The sequence below is a fragment of the Vreelandella salicampi genome, assembly GCF_013415105.1.
Lineage (GTDB): Bacteria > Pseudomonadota > Gammaproteobacteria > Pseudomonadales > Halomonadaceae > Vreelandella > Vreelandella salicampi.
On record NZ_JACCDF010000015.1, the window covers coordinates 55,755 to 79,828 of the forward strand.

21 protein-coding genes and 1 tRNA gene are annotated in these 24,074 nt (G+C 55.5%); 9 read left to right on the forward strand and 13 right to left on the reverse strand.

The features are described 5' to 3' along the window. Positions 1-49: 49 nt before the first annotated feature. Positions 50-1,396, reverse strand: coding sequence for a class-II fumarase/aspartase family protein (locus HZS81_RS15280; protein WP_179931382.1), 1,347 nt, complete (start codon positions 1,394-1,396; stop codon positions 50-52). 147 nt (positions 1,397-1,543) lie between these two features. Next, the gene (locus HZS81_RS15285) at positions 1,544-2,221 is read right to left on the reverse strand and encodes a TetR/AcrR family transcriptional regulator (RefSeq protein ID WP_179931383.1); all 678 of its coding nucleotides are present in this window, start codon (positions 2,219-2,221) and stop codon (positions 1,544-1,546) included. 167 nt (positions 2,222-2,388) lie between these two features. Here HZS81_RS15285 and HZS81_RS15290 point away from each other — a divergent pair, with 167 nt between their 5' ends. The 7 genes from HZS81_RS15290 to HZS81_RS15320 all read left to right on the forward strand — a co-directional run bounded on the left by HZS81_RS15290 (position 2,389) and on the right by HZS81_RS15320 (position 9,988). Further along, complete coding sequence (locus HZS81_RS15290) at positions 2,389-3,417, forward strand: DctP family TRAP transporter solute-binding subunit (RefSeq protein ID WP_206679568.1); 1,029 nt, start codon at positions 2,389-2,391, stop codon at positions 3,415-3,417. Between the two features lie 92 nt (positions 3,418-3,509). Further along, positions 3,510-4,007, forward strand: coding sequence for a TRAP transporter small permease (locus HZS81_RS15295; protein WP_179931384.1), 498 nt, complete (start codon positions 3,510-3,512; stop codon positions 4,005-4,007). After that, a complete protein-coding gene (locus tag HZS81_RS15300; RefSeq protein ID WP_179931385.1) occupies positions 4,004-5,269 on the forward strand; it encodes a TRAP transporter large permease in 1,266 nt (421 codons plus the stop codon). Before HZS81_RS15295 ends, HZS81_RS15300 begins: the two co-directional genes overlap by 4 nt. 28 nt (positions 5,270-5,297) lie before the next feature. Continuing rightward, positions 5,298-7,184, forward strand: a complete 1,887-nt coding sequence (locus HZS81_RS15305) for a bifunctional sugar phosphate isomerase/epimerase/4-hydroxyphenylpyruvate dioxygenase family protein (protein WP_179931386.1) — start codon at positions 5,298-5,300, stop codon at positions 7,182-7,184. Further along, positions 7,181-8,059 carry a shikimate dehydrogenase family protein gene (locus HZS81_RS15310; protein ID WP_179931387.1) on the forward strand — a complete coding sequence of 293 codons (879 nt, stop codon included), beginning with the start codon at positions 7,181-7,183 and terminating at the stop codon, positions 8,057-8,059. Before HZS81_RS15305 ends, HZS81_RS15310 begins: the two co-directional genes overlap by 4 nt. Before the next feature lie 73 nt (positions 8,060-8,132). After that, positions 8,133-9,086, forward strand: coding sequence for an AEC family transporter (locus HZS81_RS15315; protein WP_179931388.1), 954 nt, complete (start codon positions 8,133-8,135; stop codon positions 9,084-9,086). Positions 9,087-9,193: 107 nt separating this feature from the next. Further along, positions 9,194-9,988, forward strand: coding sequence for an IclR family transcriptional regulator domain-containing protein (locus HZS81_RS15320; RefSeq protein WP_179931389.1), 795 nt, complete (start codon positions 9,194-9,196; stop codon positions 9,986-9,988). A 105-nt stretch (positions 9,989-10,093) separates the two neighbouring features. On the opposite strand, the gene HZS81_RS15325 is transcribed toward HZS81_RS15320, so the two are convergent. The 3 genes from HZS81_RS15325 to HZS81_RS15335 all read right to left on the reverse strand — a co-directional run bounded on the left by HZS81_RS15325 (position 10,094) and on the right by HZS81_RS15335 (position 13,321). Beyond that, positions 10,094-10,170: transfer RNA gene (locus tag HZS81_RS15325), tRNA-Arg, on the reverse strand. A 74-nt stretch (positions 10,171-10,244) separates the two neighbouring features. Then, on the reverse strand, positions 10,245-11,192 hold the full coding sequence (locus tag HZS81_RS15330; RefSeq protein WP_179931390.1) for an AEC family transporter: 948 nt from the start codon (positions 11,190-11,192) through the stop codon (positions 10,245-10,247). A gap of 92 nt (positions 11,193-11,284) precedes the next feature. Next, a complete protein-coding gene (locus HZS81_RS15335; protein ID WP_338401868.1) occupies positions 11,285-13,321 on the reverse strand; it encodes a diguanylate cyclase domain-containing protein in 2,037 nt (678 codons plus the stop codon). A 399-nt stretch (positions 13,322-13,720) separates the two neighbouring features. Between HZS81_RS15335 and HZS81_RS15340 the strand changes: the two genes are divergently transcribed. After that, complete coding sequence (locus HZS81_RS15340) at positions 13,721-14,896, forward strand: DcaP family trimeric outer membrane transporter (RefSeq protein WP_179931391.1); 1,176 nt, start codon at positions 13,721-13,723, stop codon at positions 14,894-14,896. Between the two features lie 321 nt (positions 14,897-15,217). Next, complete coding sequence (locus HZS81_RS15345; RefSeq protein WP_179931392.1) at positions 15,218-16,387, forward strand: DcaP family trimeric outer membrane transporter; 1,170 nt, start codon at positions 15,218-15,220, stop codon at positions 16,385-16,387. 65 nt (positions 16,388-16,452) lie between these two features. Here the strand turns inward: HZS81_RS15345 and HZS81_RS15350 are convergent, their stop codons facing one another. The 8 genes from HZS81_RS15350 to HZS81_RS15385 form a co-directional block, all read right to left on the reverse strand. Beyond that, positions 16,453-17,511, reverse strand: a complete 1,059-nt coding sequence (locus HZS81_RS15350) for a hypothetical protein (protein WP_179931393.1) — start codon at positions 17,509-17,511, stop codon at positions 16,453-16,455. A gap of 94 nt (positions 17,512-17,605) precedes the next feature. After that, on the reverse strand, positions 17,606-18,670 hold the full coding sequence (locus HZS81_RS15355; RefSeq protein WP_179931394.1) for a porin: 1,065 nt from the start codon (positions 18,668-18,670) through the stop codon (positions 17,606-17,608). Between the two features lie 244 nt (positions 18,671-18,914). Continuing rightward, complete coding sequence (locus tag HZS81_RS15360; protein WP_179931395.1) at positions 18,915-19,694, reverse strand: ProQ/FINO family protein; 780 nt, start codon at positions 19,692-19,694, stop codon at positions 18,915-18,917. A gap of 27 nt (positions 19,695-19,721) precedes the next feature. Next, entirely contained in the window at positions 19,722-20,279 is a 558-nt protein-coding gene (locus HZS81_RS15365; RefSeq protein ID WP_179931396.1) for a dihydrofolate reductase, read from the reverse strand. Beyond that, entirely contained in the window at positions 20,276-21,049 is a 774-nt protein-coding gene (locus HZS81_RS15370; RefSeq protein ID WP_241697530.1) for a thymidylate synthase, read from the reverse strand. The genes HZS81_RS15365 and HZS81_RS15370 overlap by 4 nt, the downstream gene beginning before the upstream one ends. A 129-nt stretch (positions 21,050-21,178) precedes the next feature. Beyond that, complete coding sequence (gene lgt / locus HZS81_RS15375) at positions 21,179-21,979, reverse strand: prolipoprotein diacylglyceryl transferase (protein ID WP_179931397.1); 801 nt, start codon at positions 21,977-21,979, stop codon at positions 21,179-21,181. Positions 21,980-22,024: 45 nt separating this feature from the next. Beyond that, the gene (locus tag HZS81_RS15380) at positions 22,025-22,822 is read right to left on the reverse strand and encodes a sulfite exporter TauE/SafE family protein (RefSeq protein ID WP_179931398.1); all 798 of its coding nucleotides are present in this window, start codon (positions 22,820-22,822) and stop codon (positions 22,025-22,027) included. Next, a complete protein-coding gene (locus HZS81_RS15385; protein ID WP_179931399.1) occupies positions 22,819-23,967 on the reverse strand; it encodes a response regulator in 1,149 nt (382 codons plus the stop codon). The genes HZS81_RS15380 and HZS81_RS15385 overlap by 4 nt, the downstream gene beginning before the upstream one ends. Positions 23,968-24,074 lie beyond the last annotated feature (107 nt).

Here is a 24,074-nt window from a genome sequence, read left to right on the forward strand (position 1 = left end):
AACAAACTTAGCGGGCAACCTCGCGTAAGTCAACAACCCCTTTAGAACGCTAAACGTCACGCGTGGGTATTAGCCACGCGCGCGCTCGCGCCACCTGCTGCGCACTACTACCAAGGTATAATGCTGGGTCGCAGGCATCGCGTAGCGCCTCTGGGGTAACACTCGCGGCGTCGGAGTATTTCGCTAACACTTCGGTCAGCACTTCCGCATACGGACGGACTTGTTGGCGGGCGATTTCGGCGGCCTCGGCGCTGAGCGCTTTAGCGGCATCCGGCCCAAGGTGTGGAGTGAGAAGGCGGGCGACAGGTTCGGCCATGATGCCGCCACCAGTAACGGCCAGATTACGCTGCATCTTCTCGGGGTAAACATCTAAACCTTCGAGCAGCACGGCGAGCTGCTCAAGCGCCCCCTCCACCAGCAGCGTGCTCTCAGTCAGCGGTGCCCATTCCGCGTGCCATTCGCCCAGGCCGCGCTCTAATGGCTGGGCGTACACGTTCAACAGCGTGCTGGTAAGGCCATGGACTTGACGAGCGCCACCGCGAATCAAGGCGCTACGCACCGGGTTGCGCTTATGCGGCATGGAAGAAGATTCTCCCATGCCCGGCGCGGAAGGTTCGGCGACTTCACCGATTTCGGTTTGCGTCAGCAGCGACACATCGAGCGCGACCTTCTCTGCCGCGCCAGCAATAGCGTCCAGCGCCGTACCCAGCGCATGAATCGGCTGGCGGTCTGTGTGCCAAGGCAGTACGGGCGCCGCAAGATTTAATCGCTCGGCTAGCGCGTCCATAAAACTCAAGCCCTGTGCGTCCCAGCCGGAATGAACGCCGACCGCGCCACCAAACTGCACCGGCAACTCCACGCCTGCCAAGCGGCGGCGGCTCTGCTCCAGCCCCACCGCCCAGTGCGAGACCTTCACCCCGAAGGTGATCGGCAGTGCCTGCTGCATCAGCGTGCGCCCCACCATCGGGGTATCCGCGTGAGCCTCCATCAGCGCCAGCGCCGCTGTGCGGCAGCGTGTAAGCAAGTTATCCAGCGCGGCCAAACGCGGTTTGAGCAATAGCATCAGCGCGGAATCGACCACGTCTTGGCTGGTCGCGCCGAGGTGCCAGTAGCGTTTGAGCGCGGCGGGGAGCTTGGCGCGCCCCTGCTTCACAAACGGAATCGCCACGTTGCCGCCGCTGGCGATGCCGGTGGCGATGGCGTCAATGTCCCAGTCGACACCGTCGAGCGCATCGCGCAGCTGCTGGCTGGTCGTGGCAGGAATCGCGCCGCTTGTCTCCTGCACTTCAGCAAGGGCAATCTCGAACGCGAGCATTGCCCGCACCATCGCGCGCTCGTCAAACTCACTAAGCGCGTGCTGGCTCATAAACGGATGCTTCAAAAATGCAGCAGGCATGGATAATCAACCTCTTCTTAGCAGGAATCTAGGCATCGCTTTGAACGACGTCAGCAAAATCGTACAACTGTTCGCCATTTAAACGCCATGCTATCGAGGCGGCTACCAACCCGCAAATACCCACTTACGCGCTTGCATCCGGCCGGCTCAACGCAAGGCTTCATCCGTACGTACGTAGCGCATCACCATGTCGGTAACGTGATCTTCTAATTTCTGCTGGTTTTCCGGCGCGGCCTGCTTCCAATCAAAAATACGCGAAAAGGTGTGTTGGTTGGAGACGTTGAAAAAAGACAGCGCACTAATCAGCCAGTGCAACTCGCGCGGATCTAAGCCTTCGCGAAAGCAGCCGCTTTCGACGCCACGCGCGTAGACGTCGGCGAGGGCATCAATCACACCGGCATTAAGCGATTGAATCAACTCTGACTGCGCCAAAAACCGCCCATGGTGAATATTTTCAATCATCACCAAGCGAATAAAATCGGGATTTTTAGCATGATGGCAGAACGTAAACCGCACCAACCGGCTAAGCGCCTCAAGCGGAGCTAAGTGATCGAGTTCCAACTCGGTTTCTTGCAAGCGCACCTTCTGGTAGGCAGCTTCCAGCGTGTGCAAGTAGAGCGACTCTTTATCGCGAAAGTAGTAGTAAATCATGCGTTTGGAGGCGCGGGTTTTCTCGGCGATTTCATCAATTCGCGCCCCGGAGAGGCCTTTTTCAGAAAACTCGCGGGTGGCCACCGCGAGAATATCAGCCCGCACGGATTCCGGATCATTCTTGCGCCTGCGCCGCGCTGTCGGGGGGCTGGAGGTGCTCGAAGTGGCAGTCATACATTGGCCCTCTTATTGTCGTGGTCGTCTTTTGTCTAGTATGCCACATCTTGACTGAACGTACCATTTCGTACATTGTTAATTGGGACAGGACGAAACAACCAAGCACGCCAAGGCGGATGGCATTTTCAACCCCATGACAACTGCCCGATAAGAGGACAATAACAATGGTTTTTCCACACGTATCGATGAAACGCACGCTCACCGCCACACTCGCTGCCGCCACACTCGCTGCCGCAGCGCACGCTTCCGCGCAAACGCTGCGCTTTGCCCACGTTGATCCGGATGACTGGACCACCTCGAAAAAAGGCGCGGCCGGTCAAGTGTTCAAAAACATGGTCGAAGCCGAAACCGATCTCACCGTGGAGCTCTACCCCGCAGGCTCGTTAGGCGGTGAAACCGAGCTGATTGAAGGCGCGCAAGATGGCACCATCAGCATCGCGATGGTCTCCGGCGCCTACGCCAATTTCTGTGAGGCAGTCGCCGTCACGGATATCCCGTACACCTTTCCCTCCGCCCCGGTCGCGTGGGAGGTCATGGATGGCGAATTTGGCGCAGCGCTCGCCGAGCACTGCCTGCAAGAGACGGGCCTTCGCACGCTGGCTTACGGCGAAACCGGCTTTCGCCATTTCACCAACTCCGTACGCCCGATCCACTCACCGGAAGATATGGAAGGCCTGAAGTTCCGTGTGCAAACCATTCCTCTCTATCAAGAGATGGTAGAGGGACTTGGCGCAGAGCCGCAGGGCATCGCCTGGGGTGAAGTGCCGACGGCCCTTGCCACCGGCGTGGTGGATGGTCAGGAGAACCCCGTCTCGGTGATCTACGGCAACAACTTCTACGAGTTTCAGGATTACTTGACGCTGGACCGCCACGTTTACGGCGTCGACCATCTGCTGATTAACGACGATATCTTCCAGTCGCTTACCGAGGAACAACAAGCCGCGGTGAAGCGCGCTGCCGTCGTGGCAGGCACCACCGGCCGGGCCATTCAGCAGTTCAACTCGGCAGAGGGTATCGCCAAGCTGGAAGAGGAAGGCATGGAAATCACCCAGCCTACCGCCGAGCAGATGGAAGCCTTCCGCGAGGCCGCCCAGCCGCCGGTGCAGGCCTACCTGCGCGATGAGCTTGGTGATGATGCTGAGTGGATCGACCGCCTCTCTTCCGCTGTGGAAGATGCGTCCGCACGCTTCTAACTAACCCCCGATTGATCAAAGCGCTTTGCGAGTGGGCCTTGGATGGCCCACTCGCGATCCTGCGTACCTGACAAACGATCGAAGGTGCTCTTATGTCTCATCTTCTTGCCCGGATACATCGTGGCCTGATCCTGTTCAATGGCAGCCTGGCTGGGCTTGCCATGATTCTGATTTTTCTACTGGTCGCAGGCAATGCCTTTGCGCGCTATACCTTTGGCGGCTCCATTACCTGGGGCGAAGATGCCGCCATTTACCTAATGATTTACGGCCTTATGTTTGGCATGTCCTGGGCCTATCTACAGGACAAACACATTGGCTTTGACCTGATTCGTCGCCTGCTGCCGCGGCGTTGGGTGCGCTGGCAGGCCGTGGCCGTCGACTTGATGGTGCTGGTGATCGGCATTGGTTTGATGGTGTCGGCGGTTGAATTTATCGCATCGCGCGGAGGGCGCACCTCGTCGAGCACCGGCATGCCGATGTGGCTCTTTCAAGCGTCGATGCTCACAGGCGGAGGGCTTCTTAGCCTCTCCGCACTGGTCATGGCGGCACGCCGGCTAACCGAGCACACCGGTGAGGAGGCAACCTCATGATCTTTGGACTGCTAATAGCGCTCATCCTGCTCGGCGTGCCGTTTGCGTTTGCCATCCTCGGCACGCTCACGGTACTGATGGGCTTGGGGGATTTGCCCTACCACATCCGTATCGTCTCGCAGCAATTTTTCGGCGGGATGGAGTCATTTCCGCTGCTAGCGATACCGCTGTTCATTCTGGCTGGCGAGCTGATGAACGAAGCGGGCATTACCCACCGGATTATTAACCTGGCCACCGCGATTGTAGGCCGCATGAAAGCGGGTCTCGCGCACGTGAACATCTGGGCGTCGGTGATTTTTGCGGGCCTTTCCGGCTCGGCGATTGCCGATACTTCCGCATTAGGGAGAGTTTTCGTCCCGGCGATGGAGAAAGAAGGCTACCCACGCGATTTCTCCGCCGCGCTTACTGCTGCGTCTTCGGTGATCGGCCCGATCATCCCGCCGAGTATTCCGGTGATTATCTACGCACTGACGGTTTCTGGCGTATCAGTGCCAGGGCTCTTTTTGGCCGGTATCGTGCCGGGGTTGTTGCTGGCGCTTGGGCTTTCGATTTACGTCTACTTTTTCGCCGGTGACTTGGGCGCCACGCAGTCAAAGCAACAATCTCGCCGCAACGCTCTCCTGCACGGCCTACTACCCGCGCTGATGCCGGTATTTGTGGTCGGGGCCATTCTCGCTGGTATCGTCACGCCGACCGAGGCGGCGGCCTTTGCAGTGGTCTACGCGCTGATTCTGGGCGTGGTGCTCTACCGCAATATCAAACTGGTGAACCTGCCTGGCATCTTCGCCCGCGCCATGCGCGACAGCGCGGTGATTATGGTCATCATGGGCGCCGTTGCCGCAGCCAACTGGGTATTAACCTTCGAACGCGTGCCCAACATGCTCACCGAGTGGGCGCTGATGAGTATCGATACCCAGTGGACTTTCCTGATTGCCGTGATTCTGCTCCTGCTGGTAGTGGGACTGTTTTTAGAGGGTATAGCGGCCATCTTGGTGCTCGTGCCGATTCTGCACCCCATCGCCATGGAGCTCGGCATCGACCCGCTGCACTTCGGCATTGTGGTGATCTTCAACCTGATGATGGGGCTGATCACGCCGCCTATGGGGCTCTGTCTATTTGTCGCGGATTCGGTCTCCGGCGTGGGGATGGGGGCGATTATCCGCCGCATTCTGCCCATGCTCGCCGTGCAGTTTTTGATCCTGTTGCTGATTACCTTCGTGCCCGAACTGGTCACCTTCCTGCCGCGCTTGGCGGGTTACTGAATTCACTGAATATAAGGAGCGTGATGCCATGTACTCATCCATTGCCACGGTTTGCCTAAGCGGCTCGCTGGAAGAGAAGGTAGACGCCATTGCCCAGGCCGGGTTTGAGGGGCTTGAGCTATTTGAAAACGACCTAACGGCCTTCACCGGCACACCAAAAGAGGCCGGGGAGCTGATTCGCGCCCGCGGGCTTAAGCTAGTGACTCTTCAGCCGTTTCGCGATTTTGAAGGCCTGCAGGGCCGTGCGCGGGAGCGAGCGTTCGACCGCGCCGAGCACAAATTTGACCTAATGGAAGAGCTCGGCACGGATCTGTTAATGGTGTGCAGCACCGTCCATCCCGATTCGCTACCGGGGTTGAGCCGCGCGGCCGATGACTTTTATGAGCTAGGCGAACGTGCCGCCCGGCGCAATATGCGCGTGGCGTATGAGGCGCTCGCGTGGGGTCGGCATATTCACGATTACCGCGACAGCTGGGAGGTGGTGCGCCGTGCCGCGCACCCGAACGTGGGTTTGGTATTGGATACCTTTCACATTTTCTCGCGCCAGACGGAGCTTGGTACCATCGGCCGCATCCCAGGGGATCGCATTTTCTTAGTGCAGACCGCCGATGCGCCGCGCCTCTCTATGGATCACCTGTCGTGGAGTCGCCACTACCGCTGCTTCCCCGGCCAGGGCGAACTGCAGATGGATAGCTTCATGGGCATGCTGCAGGAGACGCGCTACGACGGCCCGCTCTCCCATGAGATCTTTAACGATGTGTTCCGCATGGGCCACAGCGACCAAACCGCCCGCGACGGCCTGCGCTCTTACCATTTGCTGCGCAGCATGCAGGGCGAAAGCGATATCCCCGCGCCGCAGCCGATCGAGTCGGTCGCATTTCTTGAAATCGCTGCGGAACCCGACGATTTAGCCCCGCTACGCGAGCTTCTAAGCGCCATGGGTATGGCCTGCGTCGGCCACCACCACACGCTCAACGCCGAGCGCTGGGCAGCGGGCGACGTTAACTTAGTGCTCAACACCGAGGCGAGCTTCACCGGCCGTGTACCCGGCCGCGACGCCACCGCCGTTACCGCTATCGGCTTGCGGGTACGTAACGCTTTCGAGGCCTTCAAGCGTGCGGACAAGCTCGGCTACGATATCGTCGAGCCTGAAGAGGTCGACGCGACACACCGCATGAGCGCACTGCGCAATGTCGATGGCAGCCTCTCCTATATCATCGATGACTCGCAGTTAAGCCGCACCTGGGATCGCGAGTTCCCAGTGGATGCAAAGCCCGTTCCCCAGGGGGCGCTGGTGGATATTGACCACATCAGCATCGCGCTCTCTTATCACGATTATCTCTCGCTGATGCTGCAGTACCGCGCCATCTTCCAGCTGGCGCCCACGCCCTCGTTCGATGTGGCAGACCCGCGCGGGCTGATCCAAAGCCAGGTGCTGCAAAATCATAACGGTCGCTTTCGCTTGGCGCTTAACGCCAGTGCCTCCCCGGATACCGCTAGCAACCGTTTTGTGCGCCAGTACGGTGGCTCGGGGATACACCACGTCGCCTTGCGCACGGCCTCCATGCGTGACACCAGTGCAGCGCTTCAACAGGCGGGTACGCCGGTGCTGCCGATTCCTGGTAACTACTACCGCGACTTGGGTGCACGCTTTGATCTACCGGCGCAAACCCTGCAATGGATGCAGGATCACCACATCCTCTTTGACCAGGACAAAGACGGCGACTTCCACCAGCTGTATACCCAGCCTGGCCGCAAGGCATTCTTCTTCGAGTTGGTCCAGCGCGAGGGCTACCAGGGCCTCGGCGCGCCGAATGCCTTTGTGCGCGTCACCGCGCAGCAGCGCCTACAAGCGCAAACCAACGACGGCTCTCACGTCACTTCAAGCCACGAAACGGGGGAGAGCCAAGCATGATCAAACTCGGCCTAGTAGGGGAAGGCATCGCCAAATCACAATCGCCCGATCTACACGAACGTTTAGGCGCGGCCCTCGGCTTGCCTGTGCGTTATGACTTAGTGGATAGCTTGGGCGTTGAGGGTTTTGCCTTCGCAAGCGCGATAAAAACGTTGCGTGCAGAAGGCTATCGTGGCACCAACGTCACCTTCCCCTTTAAAGAGAAAGCCGCCCAGCTTGCCGATATCCGCAGCGAAGGTGTGCAACGGGTAGGCACCGCCAACACGCTGCTATTCGATGCCGACGGCCTGCGCGCCGAAAACACCGATTACACCGGTTTTATCAGCGCCTATCGCCACTCTTTCGGCGACGGGCCTGCGGGTGATGTGCTATTAATCGGCGCCGGTGGAGTTGGCCGTGCGGTGGCGTGTGCGTTGGGTAAACTAGCGGTCAGCTGCATCCACATTCTTGAACGTGACAGCGCTCGGGCGGAAAGCTTCTGCCACGACCTCAACGCCATGGGGATTACCGCTGAGTGCATCACCCCGGAGCAGGCGCAACACGCGCTTCCCCATTGGCAAGGCGTGGTGAACTGCTCGCCCATCGGCCACATCAATCATCCCGGCTGCCCTATCGATACCGCAGGGCTGGGCGCCCAGCACTGGGTATTTGATGCGGTGTACATCCCGGCCCACACGGAGCTTTTAAACGCCGCTTACCATGCTAACGCCAAAACGCTCTCAGGCGTTGATCTCTTCGTGTTTCAAGGCGTAGATGCGTTTCGCTTTTTTACCGCTGGGCTTATCGGCGCCGAACAAATTAACCCGCAGGTGATACCGCTTCGCACCCATTACGTCGAACAGCTCGTCACCTCAGCCGCAACATCGAGCTCATGATGTCTCCCGAAAAATAGCGTACACTTATTCGTCATTCGAACAAACCTTGGTTTAACGCGACAAGGAGGCCGCCATGCTCGCGATTCTGGCGATTACCGCGCCGATCTTTCTGCTGATCGGCGTGGGCTATACGGCGCGCTGGAGCGGCATTATCTCCCGTGAGCAGATACAAGGCGTAGGCGTATTCGTGATGTACTGCGCGCTACCCTCTCTGGTCATCCGCGCCCTCACCCAGCAGCCGTTAGGTGAAGTGTTAAAGCTCGATTACCTGCTCGCCTATGGGCTGGGTTCGATTGTCGTGCTGCTATTTAGCTTGTTGCTTAGCGTGAAATTTCAGCGCCAGCCGCTTAACCTTGGCGCCATGCAAGCGCTCGGCATGGCCGCGGCCAACAGCGGTTTTGTTGGCTATCCGGTCGCCGCGATGATCATCGGCTCACCGGCAGCCATTATGCTGGCGCTGAACATGGTCATCGAAACGTTGATTATCATCCCCACCGCATTGATCCTGGCCGAGGTGAGCCTGCAACAAGGCACCAGCGTTTGGGCCACGGTACGCAAGACCGCTTTAAGTTTGATCAAAAACCCGATTCTCATTGGGCTTTTCATCGGCATTACCCTCGCCGTTACCGGCCTTACGCTACCCGGCGCGGTGGCCAAAGCCATCGATATGCTCGCTGAAGCCGCCGGCCCCGCCGCACTTTTTGTGATCGGTGGCGCGCTTTATGGCCTTAAAGTGAAAGGCATGGTGAGAGACGTCAGCCAAGTGGTAGCGGGCAAGCTACTTCTCCACCCGTTAGCGGTGCTGGTCGCGTTTATGCTGGTGCCGGGCATCGACCCACTCTATATCGCCGGTGCGCTGATTTTTGCCGCTGCACCGATGATCAGCATCTACCCACTTTTTGGCCAGCGCTACGGGCTAGGCGGTGTCAGCGCTGCCGCTATGCTCGTTGCAACGACGTTGTCATTTGTGACGCTGAACATACTGATTTGGCTGATGACACTAAGCGGCCTACTCGCCGTCGTTTAGCAGCAGAAACGCCTCCGGCATATTGTTCGCTATTCGAACATCGTGTTATTCTCGCACCGTTTCCACTTGATTTAACGACACAAGCCAGAGAGTAAGGGCCGACAACCATGGACGACGCCGCATCGGAAGACACACTAAAACCGACCGACCGTGACTTTGTCGCGGCCCTTTCCAGCGGGCTCGACGTCATTATGGCGTTCGACGATACTCATCCGCGCATGACGCTAAGCGAAGTGGCCGCTCGCACCGGCATGAACCGCGCCAAGGCGCGCCGTTTTCTGCTTACGCTGCACGCTTTAGGCTATGTGCGCAAACAACAGCGTTATTTTGAGTTGGCACCAAAGGTGCTGCAGCTAGGCTATTCGTACCTAGCGTCTAATAATCACCGCAGCGTGATTCAGCAGTATCTAGAAGACATTACCCGCCAGTGTGGGGAGTCATCGTCACTTGGGGTGCTGGACGGCGACGACGTGATCTATCTGGCTCGCTCCTCTGCCCCACACCGGCTGATGGCGATTACGCTCTCAGTCGGCACGCGCCTTCCCGCCGCCCACACCTCAATGGGCCGGGTACTGCTTGCCCAACTCCCCGAACGCGAGCTCGATGCCTATCTTGCTCGCCTCAATTTTGAGCGCTACACCGACAAGACTATCACCGATAGCGCTACGCTCAAGGCGTGCATTGAACAAGTGCGCGACCAGGGCTACGCCGTGGCGGATCAAGAGTTGGATTCGGGCCTGCGCTCGCTTGCGGTACCGGCGTTTGACGCTAATGGCAAACTGCTCGGCGCGATCAATATCAGCACTAACGCCGCCCGTATCGATATGCACACGCTGCTGGAAACCTACCTGCCGCTGTTGCAGGAAAAAGCGAGGCAAATTCGCACCTCTATTAGCTTTTAACACTTAATAGAGGACGACATCGGTCCTGGGCTGCAGATAAATAAGCGCTCAGGAATCGATATGTACCACTGCCACGCTCCGAGCCTTTCAGCCGATTGGCTTAACTGGCGTCCCTGGCAGGATTCGAACCTGCGACCTGCCGCTTAGGAGGCGGCTGCTCTATCCTACTGAGCTACAGGGACGTGAAGGGGCGCATAGTATAACGTTTGACTGGCTAAGGCGCCAACTCTCAGCCAGAACGCGAGGACTTCGGCGATTAGATCCAACCGAGGCCGCGCAGTAGGAAAATACCCAAAGTGACCGTCACGCTAGCCATCAGCGTCGTCATGGCGATGATATTCGCCGCAAGGGCTGTGTTACCGCCTAAGGCTTTCACCATCACAAAGCTTGCCGCCGCGGTGGGGCTGGCGAAAAACAGAAACAACAAGCCAAGTTCACGCCCGGTAAAACCTAGAAGCCAGGCAGCTAACGTCGCCAACCCCGGCAACACCACCATTTTCAACGTACTTGCGCCAAGAGCAGCCTGGCTATCTCCTCTTAACGAAGAGACCGATAGTGTCGCGCCAATACAAATCAGCGCCAGCGGCAGCGTCAGAGAGGCGAAATACTCGCCTGAGGTCATTAACCACCTCGGCAGAGGCAACTCAAAAGCGGCAAAGGGTACCGCCACCATCACCGCGAGAATCAACGGGTTGGTAACGATACTGCCCAACAGGCTACGCCAATCGGTGGATTGGCCGGGCTGAAACGTGGCCAGCGCAATTACCGAGAGCGCGTTGTAAGTCAAAATCACCACGCCGAGTAAAACGCCACCGGCAGATAACCCGTAGCTGCCGTACATCGCCGCTGCCAATGCGAGCCCTACAATCCCGCAGTTTCCGCGAAAAGCACCTTGGATATACACACCACGGTCAGCGTAAGGGACACGGTAATGCGCCCATGCCCAGCTGACTAAAAACTGTGCAAGCGTGGCGAGGGCGAAAAAGAGGAGTAATGGGAGATTAAGCGCAACGGCAAGGTCCGCTTGAACGAGGCTCATAAAAATCAGCGTAGGCAGCGTCGCTTTGAACACCAGCGCTGAGGCAGTAGAGACAAAAGCGGCATCAATCCAGCCCAACCGTTTAAGCCCTAAGCCAACAAACACCATCGCAAACACTGGCAGCGTGACATCCAACGTCCGTGCGAAAAGCTCTATCAAGCTCACAAAAAACCTCTCTCATAGCAAACGCTGATAGCCAACCGCTAATGAACACTAAAACAGACTTCAATGGCTAGCTAGGCCCTATGAAGAGGTCTTTAATCAAACAGGGCATTAACGCTCGACGTGTCGACCACACTAACAACCGCTGCGTTACGCCCTTGCGCTTTGGCTTCATAACTGGCGGCATCGGCGCGCTTTACCGCATCGTTCATTTCGTGGTCTTCTTCATCGAATGCCGTGACACCGATACTCAGCGTGACGCAATACTCTTTGCCTTCATGCGTAACCGAGATATCGGCTACCGCTTGACGCAGGGATTCCGCCACTTTCCGCGCTTGGCCTAGCGTACAACTGGGCAGCAGCACGCCAAACTCATCGCCGCCTTGTCGGGCGACGTGGTCGCTGCGGCGAACTTCCCACGCCACCACTTGGGCAATACGACGCAACATTTCATCGCCCAGAGCGTGACCACCTTCGTCATTGATCGGTTTGAAGTGGTCTAAATCAAACAACATCAATGCTGAGGGAGTACTGGTCTTTTGGAATTCGGCAAACGCTTCGTCCAAGCGCCGCTCAAAGCCGCGACGGTTTAAAAGCCCGGTGAGCGGATCGTGCTCCGCCTCCCAGCGCTGAAGCGCTTCCTGCTGGCGACGTTCGGTAATATCCTTCACCATGCCGACCATCCCCAGCGAAAACTCCGCTTGTGAGACCATCACCGCCCGTGCATGCACCTCAAGCCAGAGCGTTTCTTTGTCAGTTTTTTGATCGGAAGGATCATGGCGGATAAAGCGCAGCTGGCGCACAAACTCACTATGAGTTTTTAAGCTATGGCGCCACATATCCATGGCACCTTCGCGATCATCAGGGTGCACTTGCTCGATCCACTGCGACATAGGCACGGTCGATGAAATACCCAGCAGATCAAGCAACGCCGGGTTCATGTAGGTGATATCGCCGTCAAAGTTAGCCACAAACATGCCTTGCGGCGTGGCTTGCAGGATGGAGTTTAAAAACGCTTCACGTTCCTGAACGCTATCAAGCAGCGCTTGGCGCTCGCCCTCAACGCGATTAAACGTGGAAGCCACCTGATTGAGCTCTTGCATGTTAGTAGCCAATGCGACGTACTTACGCTGGCCAAGGCCAACTTCGCCAATCTGGGATTCCAAATATCGCAGCGGACGTAGCAAACGGCCCAATAGCCACCACAACAGCGGCAACATTAGCACCGCTAAAATTGCCCAAACCCACCACAGTTTTTTGATATAGTCAGACAGCGGCAGATGCGCTTCTTCTTTAGTTAAATAGCGCCCCACAATCCATCCGGCAGGCCACACTTGGCCGTAAGCCTGCATACCAATCTGCCCATCCAAGAGCGATCCAACGGCACTTCCCTGCCAGCCATCTAACGCCTCGCTCAGCCAACGATTATTAGACTGAGCCGGTGCATCTGACATGATTTTTTCATGATCAGGGTGATACAACACTTTGCCCGAGGCGGTGAAGATCACTGCGTAGCTGCCTTCGCTTTGCTGCATTCGAGAAAGACGCGAAAACAAGCCGCTGGTTCTCAAACTCACAACGCCACCGACAACGCCGGCAAACGACCCTTGAGCGTCAAACCTCGGTACGCTAACCAGCACCATCGGATATTGACTCGCCCGGCCTACAAACGGTTCGCTAACATAGGGGCTTTGGGTGCCTTTCAGCATACGAAAATATTCGGTTTGCGATGTATCCAGACCCTGACGATCATCCACCATAGGCCAATCCGCGACGACTTGGCCATTTGCGTCGATGATGACAATACCTTCAAACCACTCCAATAGCGCATTATTACGGCGAAGCTCATTTTGGAGCCACAACGAGTTATCTCGGCCTGCGACAGTTTCAGACACATGCTTCAGCGCGCTGATGCGCGAACTCATCTGCTGTGTGATTTCGTCCGTGAGCATATTCGCTTCATAGCGAAGGTGCGACAGGCTGGTGCGCTGCACCATCGACTGCCCCAAATGCCACGCCATACCCAGCACAAGCGCAACGACCAGCAACCACGTGAACGCTAGCCCAAAAACAAGACGCCCCTGCAGCGTGCGAAAACAGCGAAATAGATTCCAGTTGGAAGGTTTAGCCAATTGGTATCCTTCTTATAATTCAAGGCAAAGAAGTAGTAAGTAAACGTCATTAAATAACTCAATAGCTAGTCGTAACTATGCCATATCACAAGCGTCAAAACCTCCCTTTTCCCTTAACGCTAAGGTAGCTCGGGTACGAGCACACCCGTTGCGGATCTTTTCGCTTTTCTTGTCGCGTCAAAAACTGCTGTCTTCCGCAAAAATGGGTCACTAGGGCGAAAGTTCCTCGTTCTTTAGTCGTAATATATCTTTTACATGATTGTCACTTATGTGCGTCCTCGCTATGTTAGGCACAGATAGCGAACAGCGTTCACACGCTCAGGGCTGTCTGACCAATATACGACCACTACAATAACGACTCGCTGGCCAACAGCGGTCCAACATCGAAAGGAATAGCACGTGACAATACAAACAACCTTTAAAAAAGCCTCGCTTTTCTCCGCAAGCGCCCTTGCCCTAGCCGTGGCCTCTGCCTCACACGCCGTTGACTTTGAAGTAGGCGACACCACCGCCAGCATCTACGGCTACGCCAAGTTAGATATCATCTATGATGTTGACGGCAAGCTTGGGAATTCAATTGCACACGATAGGTTGGCCACTTCTGAGAATGGTGTACGTTTGGATGGAACGCCCACCCAAGAGGGCCATTTTAATATGCACGCCTACCAGAGCCGTATCGGCTTTAGTACCTCCACCCCGTTAGAGGGCAGCACTTTAGAGACAAAGATCGAAGGTGACTTCTACGGCGGTGGCGGCTCCTTCCGCCTTCGCCACGCATACGGCTCCTGGAACAATATTCTGGCTGGCCAAACCTGGACCAACTTCTATGGCTTTGTTGCAGGCACGCCAACCATTGACTTCACTGGCCCTCCCGGCGTAGGTAACCAAGCGCGTCAGCCGCAGCTGCGTTACACAATGAACAACTTTTCAGTAGCAATCGAAGACCCGGATACGCTGGGGGGCAGTGAAGATACTACTAGCAGCACTCAGTCACCTGGCGATATCGCTAAAAGTAGCCTACCTGATGTCACAGCGCGTTATACCAACACATCTGGCGCATTAAAATACTCAGCTTCAGCCGTACTACGCCAACTTGAATATGATGCAGATGCTTACCCCAACGCTGCAGTAGATGACGACTCTACAACAGGCTATGGCGTTGCATTAGAAGCGGCTCTTCAGGCTAGCGAAGCCTTAACGCTTCGAGCGGGTGTAACTCACGGCGACGGCATTGGCGGCTACATGAACGTTAGCCCGAAGGGATCGCCAGCCTACATTGATGCCAATGGGGATATGGAAGCTATTGAAAGCACTGGCGGTACTATAGGTGCCAGTCTTAAAGCCGGCCCAGGCGCTATCAATGCTTCCTATAACGTCGCTACCGTCGACCTAGATGACACGACTTATGACGATTCCGAAAACGATACTTATGCCACTGCCTACCTGAACTACATTTGGTCACCGGCGGATCGTATTTCTTACGGTATCGAAACCAGCTGGGCCAGCCGCGAAACCAAAGGCGGTGCCGACGGTGATGCGGTTCGCATCCAAGGTATGGCGATGTACAGCTTCTAAGCGAGGCTAACTTATCTGAGTAGCTTGACTTAACAGTACAATGAATTCGATCTTTGAGCCCTGGCAATATGCCAGGGCTTTTTTATGCATGTTGATCGCTTGCTTTGACTCTACGCAATACCTTAATTCCTACAAAATATCTCTTAACATTATTTTAATCTATTAAAAACACATATTACAGTATAAATTGCTTTTTATTGATTAATATCAGGTTTTATCGACCAATCTGGATGGGAGATCAGATAAGAGACCGCTACCATAGAGCGACGTTCAAAAGGGTTGCAACACTAACCCAACGCCACCCTTCGATGGAGCCGCCTCATGAGACCCCGTTTATTCAAACCTACCGTTCTTTCCCTAAGCGCTTTATCGCTTGCCGTCACAGATAATACCGCCAGTGCGGTTGCCTTTGATGTCGGCAATACCCAAGCCAGCGTGTATGGCTTTGCCAAACTCGACATGATTTATGATGTTGACAACGATCTGGGTGACGTGGCGGCACGGCCACGCATTCTGATTGACGGCCAGGAAGGAAGCGATGGCCACTTCAATATGCACGCCTACCAAAGCCGCACCGGCTTTAAAACCACCACCCCAGTGGAAGGCACTCCGCTCGTTACCCAAGTGGAAGTCGACTGGTTTAATAATGCCCCGGAAGGCGGAGATCTTCGCCTTCGCCACGCTTACGGCAGCTGGAACGGTATTTTGGCAGGTAAAACCTGGACCAACTTTGGCAGCCAGCTGAGCCGCACGCCCACCATTGACTTTGCACCGAGCCCCGGGCAAAGCAAAAGCGGGCGTAAGGCGCAGCTTCGCTACTCGTGGAACCACTGGCATGTCGCCCTAGAGAACCCAGACCCAGACGACTACAGAGACGGCATTGCCACACGTTTTAACCCAAGCCGCGGAGTGTATGCCGTGCACGACGACGTCAAAACCGGGATGCCTGACCTAACCTTGCGCTACCAAAACCAAACCAGCGACATATACTATTCTGCCGCCGCGATGGCCCGCCAACTAGAAGTCGAAGGTAGCAGCGCGGATGATAGCGCGACCGGCTGGGGCGTAACCGTGGCGTCACGCTATCTCGCTACCGAACGCCTGACACTTCGCGGCGCACTCACCTATGGCGACGGTATCGGTGAGTATATGCAGAACAACCCATCAGCCCCCGGCTTCCTAGACGGTGACAGCATTGAAACCATAAAAGCATGGGGTGCTAATGTAGGTATGAGCCTAGCTGTAGGCCCTGGCGATATTAACTTAGGCTACGGCATTTCACATGCCGATTTGGATGACGCCGAAAAAGCAGGCATTGCCGGTGTAAACGGTGCTAACGAACAGTTTGAAGCGATTCACCTGAACTACATTTGGTCACCGGCTAAACGCATCAACTACGGGGTCGAGGCGGGTTACCATACACGCGAAGTAGCCGACGGCCGCGATGGGGATGCACTGCGCCTACAAGGCATGGTGATGTATAAATTTTAAGTAAGCGCAACGCCCAAAAAAGGCCTGTTGAATACAGGCCTTTTTAGCTGACGGGTGGTATTGAATCAATCCAGCTGCTGCACCTTCAGCTCATAATTATTAACACCATCGCGTGCGTTACCGAACTTTTGGCCATTCACGCGAATCGTATATCGTCCTGGCTGGAGTTGGGTACGCAGATCAACATCACCATCGAAGCCTTCCCCCGCCCCTTCAGCAACGACACGACCTTGAGCATTCAGCACGTCGAGCTCGATGCGATAAGTGTCCTCATAGCCGGTCGGGTAAGTCGATGTAGTAATTGCAACGTTTGATGATTCTGCCATATCGAACGTTAACACCTCACCACGCGCGCGAATTTTGACGTCCGTCACCAAGGTCTTGAAAGCGGAGGACTCAGGCGCATCCTTAGTACCTCCATCACGTTGTGAAGAAGATGCTCGCTCTTTCACCTCAGCAGAACCTGGCTGCTTCGTTTCTGCTGCACTGCTCGCGACAACACGGGTATTTCCGGCTTCCTCATCACTTTGTTCGCTATTGCGTCGGCGACTTCCAAGAGCTACGACGGCATTTTCGCTGCGTACAAAAACGGAGTCATCGCTTTCGCGAGCTTTTCCCGAAAACACAATACCGCTGCCGTCTTCGACCCCATCGTCAACGACTTGCCCTTTCTCATTAAGGGCGTTAACCAAGACGGAGTAGCCATCTCCCGCTTTCCCGCGGCTACCAAAGCGATGAGCCTCTACGCGCAACACATAGTGACCCGGTTCAAGCTGCTGACGCATTGCCAACCCGCCGTTTTGGCCTAACGCCTCAGTACGCTCAATGACATTTCCCTCACCATCTTCAAGCACGGCCGCAATACCGTAGTCATCAGAGTAGCCAGCCGTCGTGCGACTATCAAAACGGTAGATACCCGCGCGAGTCACGTTGAAATCATGCTCATTGACGCCACCAAAGCGAAAGCTACGGCTGCGGGCATCCGTTTCCGCATTGAAGAAGCCGGTTAAATCGAGCCCACCGCCCTCTTCACGAAAGCGATCTCGCATCTCGCTGGCGTGAGATGCTGTAACCAACGTCATACTCAGCGCTAACAGGCTGACGGCAAATAATGGCGTTTTCATAAAACCTCGTTCGCTACGCTTGCAAAAAAAAAGCCGACCCCTGAGGATCGGCTTTCGTATTCTTTCCTTCAGGCAGGAAACCCTGCAAGAAAGTTTAGAACATGTAAGTTACACCAACACCAACGCCGTCATCTTCGTCGTTTTCACGATCATACATGGCGATTTCAGCCCAGGTGTACATCGCATCAGAGATGTTGTAAGTCGCGCCGATAATAACTTCGTTGTAGGTTTCGTCACGATCTTGCTCGTCTTGGAGTGACTCATCCAGTTCAGACAAGAAAGTGCCAGCACCCACGTCGACATACTGGTAAGCGCCGTAAATGTCGCCATTGCCGTAGCCGTAGCGTGCACCCAGCGCGTAGAAATTAGTCGAATCACCATCAGCGATATCAGAATCAAAGCGCTCAAGTTTCGCAGAAAGGCGCAAGGAATCGACAGTATATTGGGCAGTAATACCGTACTGATCACCAACGCTGTCTGCAGTGCCGTTGTTGTTGTACAACACGTTATCTAGGTTGTCATATACTGCAGCGACAGAGAAGGCACCTGCAGAGTACTTAGCACCGCCGAAGAAAGAAGCATTGCTGCTATCGTTATCGACGCCACTATCAGCAGAGTCAAAGTCGCCTTTATACTGCGTACCAACAGCGAACTGCATGCCGCTGAAAGACGGTGAAGTGTAGGTCACTTTATCGGTTTGCTGATTGCTACCATCGCCATGCGCCGTAGTAGAATCAGATACGTCAAAACCTTCGTTGTTGGTGATCGGATCCTGGATCCAGTCGTCGATCAGCTGGTCGTAAGAACCTAGACGAACGTCACCGAAGTTGCCTTTGAGGCCAACGTAAGCAGTATCGCCCGCATCGCTGGCATCAGAAGCAGTGGCCATTTCGTCTGCTTTAATATCGTCCAGCTCAAGCTTTAAGTAACCGGCCAGATCGCGCGTGATCATGTGCTCAGCAGCAAAACCGAAGGTTGTACCATTATCAGCAATGCCGTCTTGTGCGTCGCCAGATGCGTCATCAGTGCTGTAGTAAGCGATCTGGATGTTGCCGTAGATATCCAGCTTGGTACCGTCTTCGTTGTATACGGTAGCTGCTTGGGCGCCAGAGGCAAAGGCCGCGCCGGCGATAGCAGTTGCTAAAAGTGTCTTTTTCATGAGTAGTTTCCTTAACTAGCTTACTGTTTCGATCGTTTGTCAGGCTTTCGCCTGCTGTTGGTTTGGCGGCATGCTTTTTTTGATTCCCCTTTAGCGAGGAGGGCATGTCCTGCACAAACCTTGTTATAGTCCAATGCTCGCAGGTAGAACTTTATACCGGGATTTCAGTGAACGCAATAGAAAAAAACACTGTTTTTTAATTATTCGCGCTTTTTGCATGGAACACCCACGAATAAAGCCTGTCTCAGGTGCGCTCAAATTTGGCTTGCAGACTAGCCAGCTTCTCTTCCATCGAGAGGGGGCGCTCTTCAACCCGCTGTTTTTCTTCACCTCTTGACCTTTTTTTGGGCTTTTGACGCTGCTTCTGCACTTTTTCAGAGTGACTTTTATCGCCGTTTTGCTCTGCCTTTGGTGCCGCCGGCGGCACGTTTTTTGGCGCTTTTTTATCAGTAGGCGCGTTGTGTTGGCGTTTCTCCGCGGCAAATTGCGCTGCCTGCTGGTCGACAACGCCGACCGAGTTGCCTTCTAAATCTATCCGCTCGGCCCCTTCTCGCATGGCTTTCGCATAGCGCGGCAGGTTGACGTAGTTGGCAAGCGCGCGGCGAATCAATTTGTTTGACCACGGTTCGCGTTCGGCTAAGTCTTGGTGAATCCCTACTTTCAGTGGTTTGGTATGGCCTTTGAAAAAGGCCTTTGGGTAACGCTCGTACCACTGATCCAATAACGCATGGGGAGACGGCGGCTTGACACTCTCCTCACTTCTCACACTCTCCTCACTTCTCACACTTTCCACGCTCTCTGCGGAGTTTTCCGCTGCGGGTGTGCGATCAACGGCAGGCGACGTAGACGGAACATGCGACGTGGATAGAACTTCAACTGAGGCTCGTGTTTCTTCGGCGGCGCCCTGCTCCCCAAGCTTTTGTTTTAGACGTTGATTCTCCTCTCTCAACACGTTGATTTCATGCTGAGCTTGCTCTAAGCGGGCTTCTAGGTCATCCAATAACTGCATCACGCGGGCTGCCATATGCGTTAGCTCCTATTTTTAGCAGCGTCACACACGCTGACGGCGCTCGTAGACGACAAAATCATAGGCAGGTTGGCCATGCTGAGGAGTTCCTGGCACGCGCTGCACTTCTTGCCACCACTGTGGGTCAATCTCGGGGAAGTAGGCATCGCCTTCCACTTCGATATCAACCTCAGTGATATAAAGCCGCTCGGCAAACGGCATGGCTTCCGCGTAGATCTCACCGCCGCCCATCACCATAACTTCTTCTGCCGCTTCGATAGTGGCCTGTTGATCCGCCAATGCGAGGGCGTCTTCCAGGCGGTGGCAAACGCGCACGCCCTCTTTATGCCAGCGAGTATCGCGGGTCACCACGATATTGAGGCGGTTGGGTAGCGGTTTGCCAATCGACTCAAACGTTTTACGCCCCATCACCAAGGGTTTGGCTTGCGTCATACGCTTAAAGAACTGTAAATCTTCCGGCAGGTACCAGGGTAGCTTGCCCTCAACGCCGATCACGCGGTTTTTTGCCATCGCGACGATCATGGCGACCGGCACTAACGGTTCGGTCGCTGTAGGCTGCTGTGAAGAGACTTGTGAAGTCATACCGCCACCTTTGCTTTGATATGCGGATGCGCGTCGTAATCGTCGATGCGGATATCATTAAACTGAAACGCGAAAAGGTCCGTCACCTCGGGCGAAAGCACGAGACGCGGTGGGGCTTTGGGCGTGCGCGTTAGCTGTTCGCGCGCTTGTTCGAGATGATTGCTGTACAGGTGGGCATCACCCAGCGTGTGAATAAACTCGCCCGGTTTTAAGCCGGTGACTTGGGCCACCATACTGAGCAACAGCGCGTAGCTGGCGATATTAAACGGCACACCGAGAAAAATGTCCGCGCTGCGTTGATAGAGCTGACAGGAAAGCCGCCCGTTGGCCACATAGAACTGAAATAAACAGTGACAGGGCGGCAACTGCATTTCATCCACCTGCGCCGGGTTCCAAGCGGAAACAATCAGACGCCGCGATTGTGGCTTGGTGCGAATCTGCTCAACCACGTGTTTGATTTGATCGACACTGCCGCCTTCCGGGCGCGGCCAGCTGCGCCATTGATAGCCGTATACCGGCCCCAAGTCGCCGTTCTCATCCGCCCACGCGTCCCAAATTTTCACCCCGTTTTCTTTCAAATAGGCGATATTGGTATCGCCGCGCAGAAACCACAACAGCTCGTGAATGATCGAACGCAGGTGGAGTTTTTTGGTGGTTAACAGCGGAAAGCCACGCGCCAAATCAAAGCGCATCTGATGACCAAACACCGAGCGCGTACCCACGCCAGTGCGATCTTCACGATCCACACCATGTTTCAGCACGGTGTGCATCAAATCAAGATAAGGCTGCTCAAGTGCATGCTGCGTTGCCGAAGGCTGTTTCAAAGGCTCTGTCGCCGTCACGGTATATCCATTCGCGGGTAAAATTTATCAAATACTAGCAAATTTGGCTTTCTAGCATCAGCTTGCATCGTTAACTTTCACATCCACCGATTGCTTTTGCGACCATGCTATCAGCAGTGCGCCAAACGCCATCATCGGCAGCGTGAGGAGCATGCCCATGGTGACCCAGCCAAAGGCAATAAAGCCAATATGGGCATCCGGCAGGCGAACAAACTCCACCAAGAAGCGGAAAGCACCATAGGCAAGCAAAAATACCCCTGAGACAAACCCGCGCTTTTGTGGCTTAGCAGATACCCACCATAGCAGCACAAAGAGCACCGCGCCTTCGAGTAGCGCTTCATACAAGGATGACGGGTGACGCGGCTCAGGCCCCATGCCGGGGAATGGCATACCCCACGGTAACGACGTCACGCGACCGGGCAGCTCATGGTTGATAAAGTTACCTATTCGCCCGGCGCCCAATCCAATCGGCGCCAGCGGAGCGATAAAGTCTGTCAGTGTTAAATAAGCGAGATTTTTTTTGCGTGCGAAAAACCACGCCGCTAGCGCGACACCGAGCAAGCCGCCATGGAAGCTCATGCCGCCATCCCACACGCGGAAAATCCACAACGGGTCTGCCGCGAGTTGCTCCAGGCCATAAAACAACGCATACCCTACGCGGCCACCCACCACTACACCAATAGCCGCATAGAAGAGCAAATCGCCAATGTCATCGCGCGTGAGACCAATACGTGCGGCACGCTTGCCGCCCAGCCACCAAGCAGCCACGAATCCCACCACGTACATTAGCCCGTACCAATGCACCTGAAAGGGGCCAAGGGAGACGGCAACAGGGTCAATCTCGGGATAAGCAATCATCGCACTCTCACAAATTTACAAAAATAAACACGGCCTAAATGCTAATCAACCGAGGACAAAACGTAACCCAACTAACGTTAATAACGTGGCAAACGCATAGCGTAAGATATGTGCTGGCAGCACGTGGGCAAGCTTAACGCCAAGGCGTGCGAAGGGCACGCTCGCCAGTACAATACCGATAAACGCCGGCCACATCACAAAACCCGTCGCGGTGGAGGGGAGAAGCGGGTTATCCCACCCGACGATGATAAATGTCATTGCGCCGAAGAAGGCGATGGGTAACCCGCAGGCGGCGGATGTACCCACCGCTTGTGTCATCGTGGCACCACAACGTGACAGCCACGGCACGGCCAGTGTTCCCCCACCGATACCGAAAAGCGCGGAAATAGCGCCGATCACCGTACCGGCGAGCACCATCACTGGCTTGCCAGGCGCGACACTACCCGGCTTGGGCGCAAGCCCCAGCATCATTTTGACGGCCACTAACAACACAAAAATACCAAATAGCGTACCCAGTAGCGTGCCGGATAAGTTACCGGCTACGAAAACGCCGGCAACCGCCCCTAGCATCAACCCCGGCAAGAGCGCCATAAACCACGGCTGATGAATACTCCCTTTTTGAAAGTGGCCAAATGCGGATGAGGCGCCGGTAACTACAATGGTGGCAAGCGACGTCCCCACCGCTAAATGCATCAGCACCTCGGGAGCAACGCCTTGCAGTTCAAACGCAAACGCGAGGACGGGGACAATAATCAAACCGCCCCCGACGCCAAAAAGCCCAGCCATGGTGCCAGCCACTGACCCTAATGCCAGATAACCCAGCAGCGTGATTAATACAGTCATGACGGGGAAACCTCCGGTACATCATCAGGGTACCAGGCGGCGACTTTATTCATCAGGCTTTCGGGTTGATAGGGTTTGGCGATCAAGTCGTTCATGCCGGCCTGTAAGCAGCGTTCGCGACCGGCGGTATCGGCATTCGCCGTCAGCGCGACGAGAATCGCGCTTGGCTGACCATTGGTTTTCTCATAAGCGCGCCAGCGGCGACTTGTCTCTAACCCATCCATCTCGGGCATAAAAATATCCATAAATACCAGGTCAAACGTGTAGGTTTGTTGCAGCGCGAGCGCATCTTCACCGCTATTGACGGCCTCCACCTCAAGCCCGTGTTTTTCCAACACTTGCTGTGCCAGCATTAAATTAACGGGGCCGTCGTCAACCACTAACACCCTGCGCTGGTGTGCAGGCGATACCATAATCGATGCCTCGGGCGCCTCTTCTACCACATTGACCAACAGCGCACGAATATCAGCCAACCGCTCACGACATTCTTTAAGGTCTGCCTCACGCGCATCTGGCGAAGCCGTGCTTAAATCCCCCAAATGCTCAAACAGCGCATTGGCTTCGCGCTGAAGCAGATGCAAATAGCTGGATTTTAGCCGCGACTCTTCCCGAGCGCGCTCACGTCCTTGCAACAGCTGATCGAGCTGTTGCTGTTTATTCGCCAAGTCATCGAGTAGCGTTTGCTGGGCACTGCTATCCGGCAACTTGCAAGAGGAAGATGCTGAGATTGGCGTACATTGCCCAAGCTGGGCTAATTGCGCGATAACGTGATGGATGCGTGCAGAGGGACGCTGCGTTTTAGCCTCCTCACCCGATAAAGCCGCAGAATCCCCACTACGCTCACATAGCATTGAGGCGTGCTGCTCTAATTCACCTAATACCTGCTCGAACTTAGACTCAATGCGCCGTCCCCGCGCACGGATGAGAGCGATAAACGCGACAACGTTGAGACTACTGCCCAGCAACAGTGCCGTCATCAATGCCGCCACCGTGCCCCACGAGGCTTGTTCAGGGTTCATTCCCCATACGACGACACCCACTATCACGCAGAGCCCGACCAGTGCGAACTGCGCCAGCAGCCAGGGCCATAGAATTGGCCAGATAACGACGTTCCAGAAATGCTCCTTACGGTGATAACCTTGCATGGCTGTGCCTTTCCGTTGGCCCCGCTTATTGCGACAAGGGTGGGGGAGCGCATTGCGAATAAAAGCAGCGCTGAGTGTACGTGGCGGTCGCGTCACTGTCATGTTGG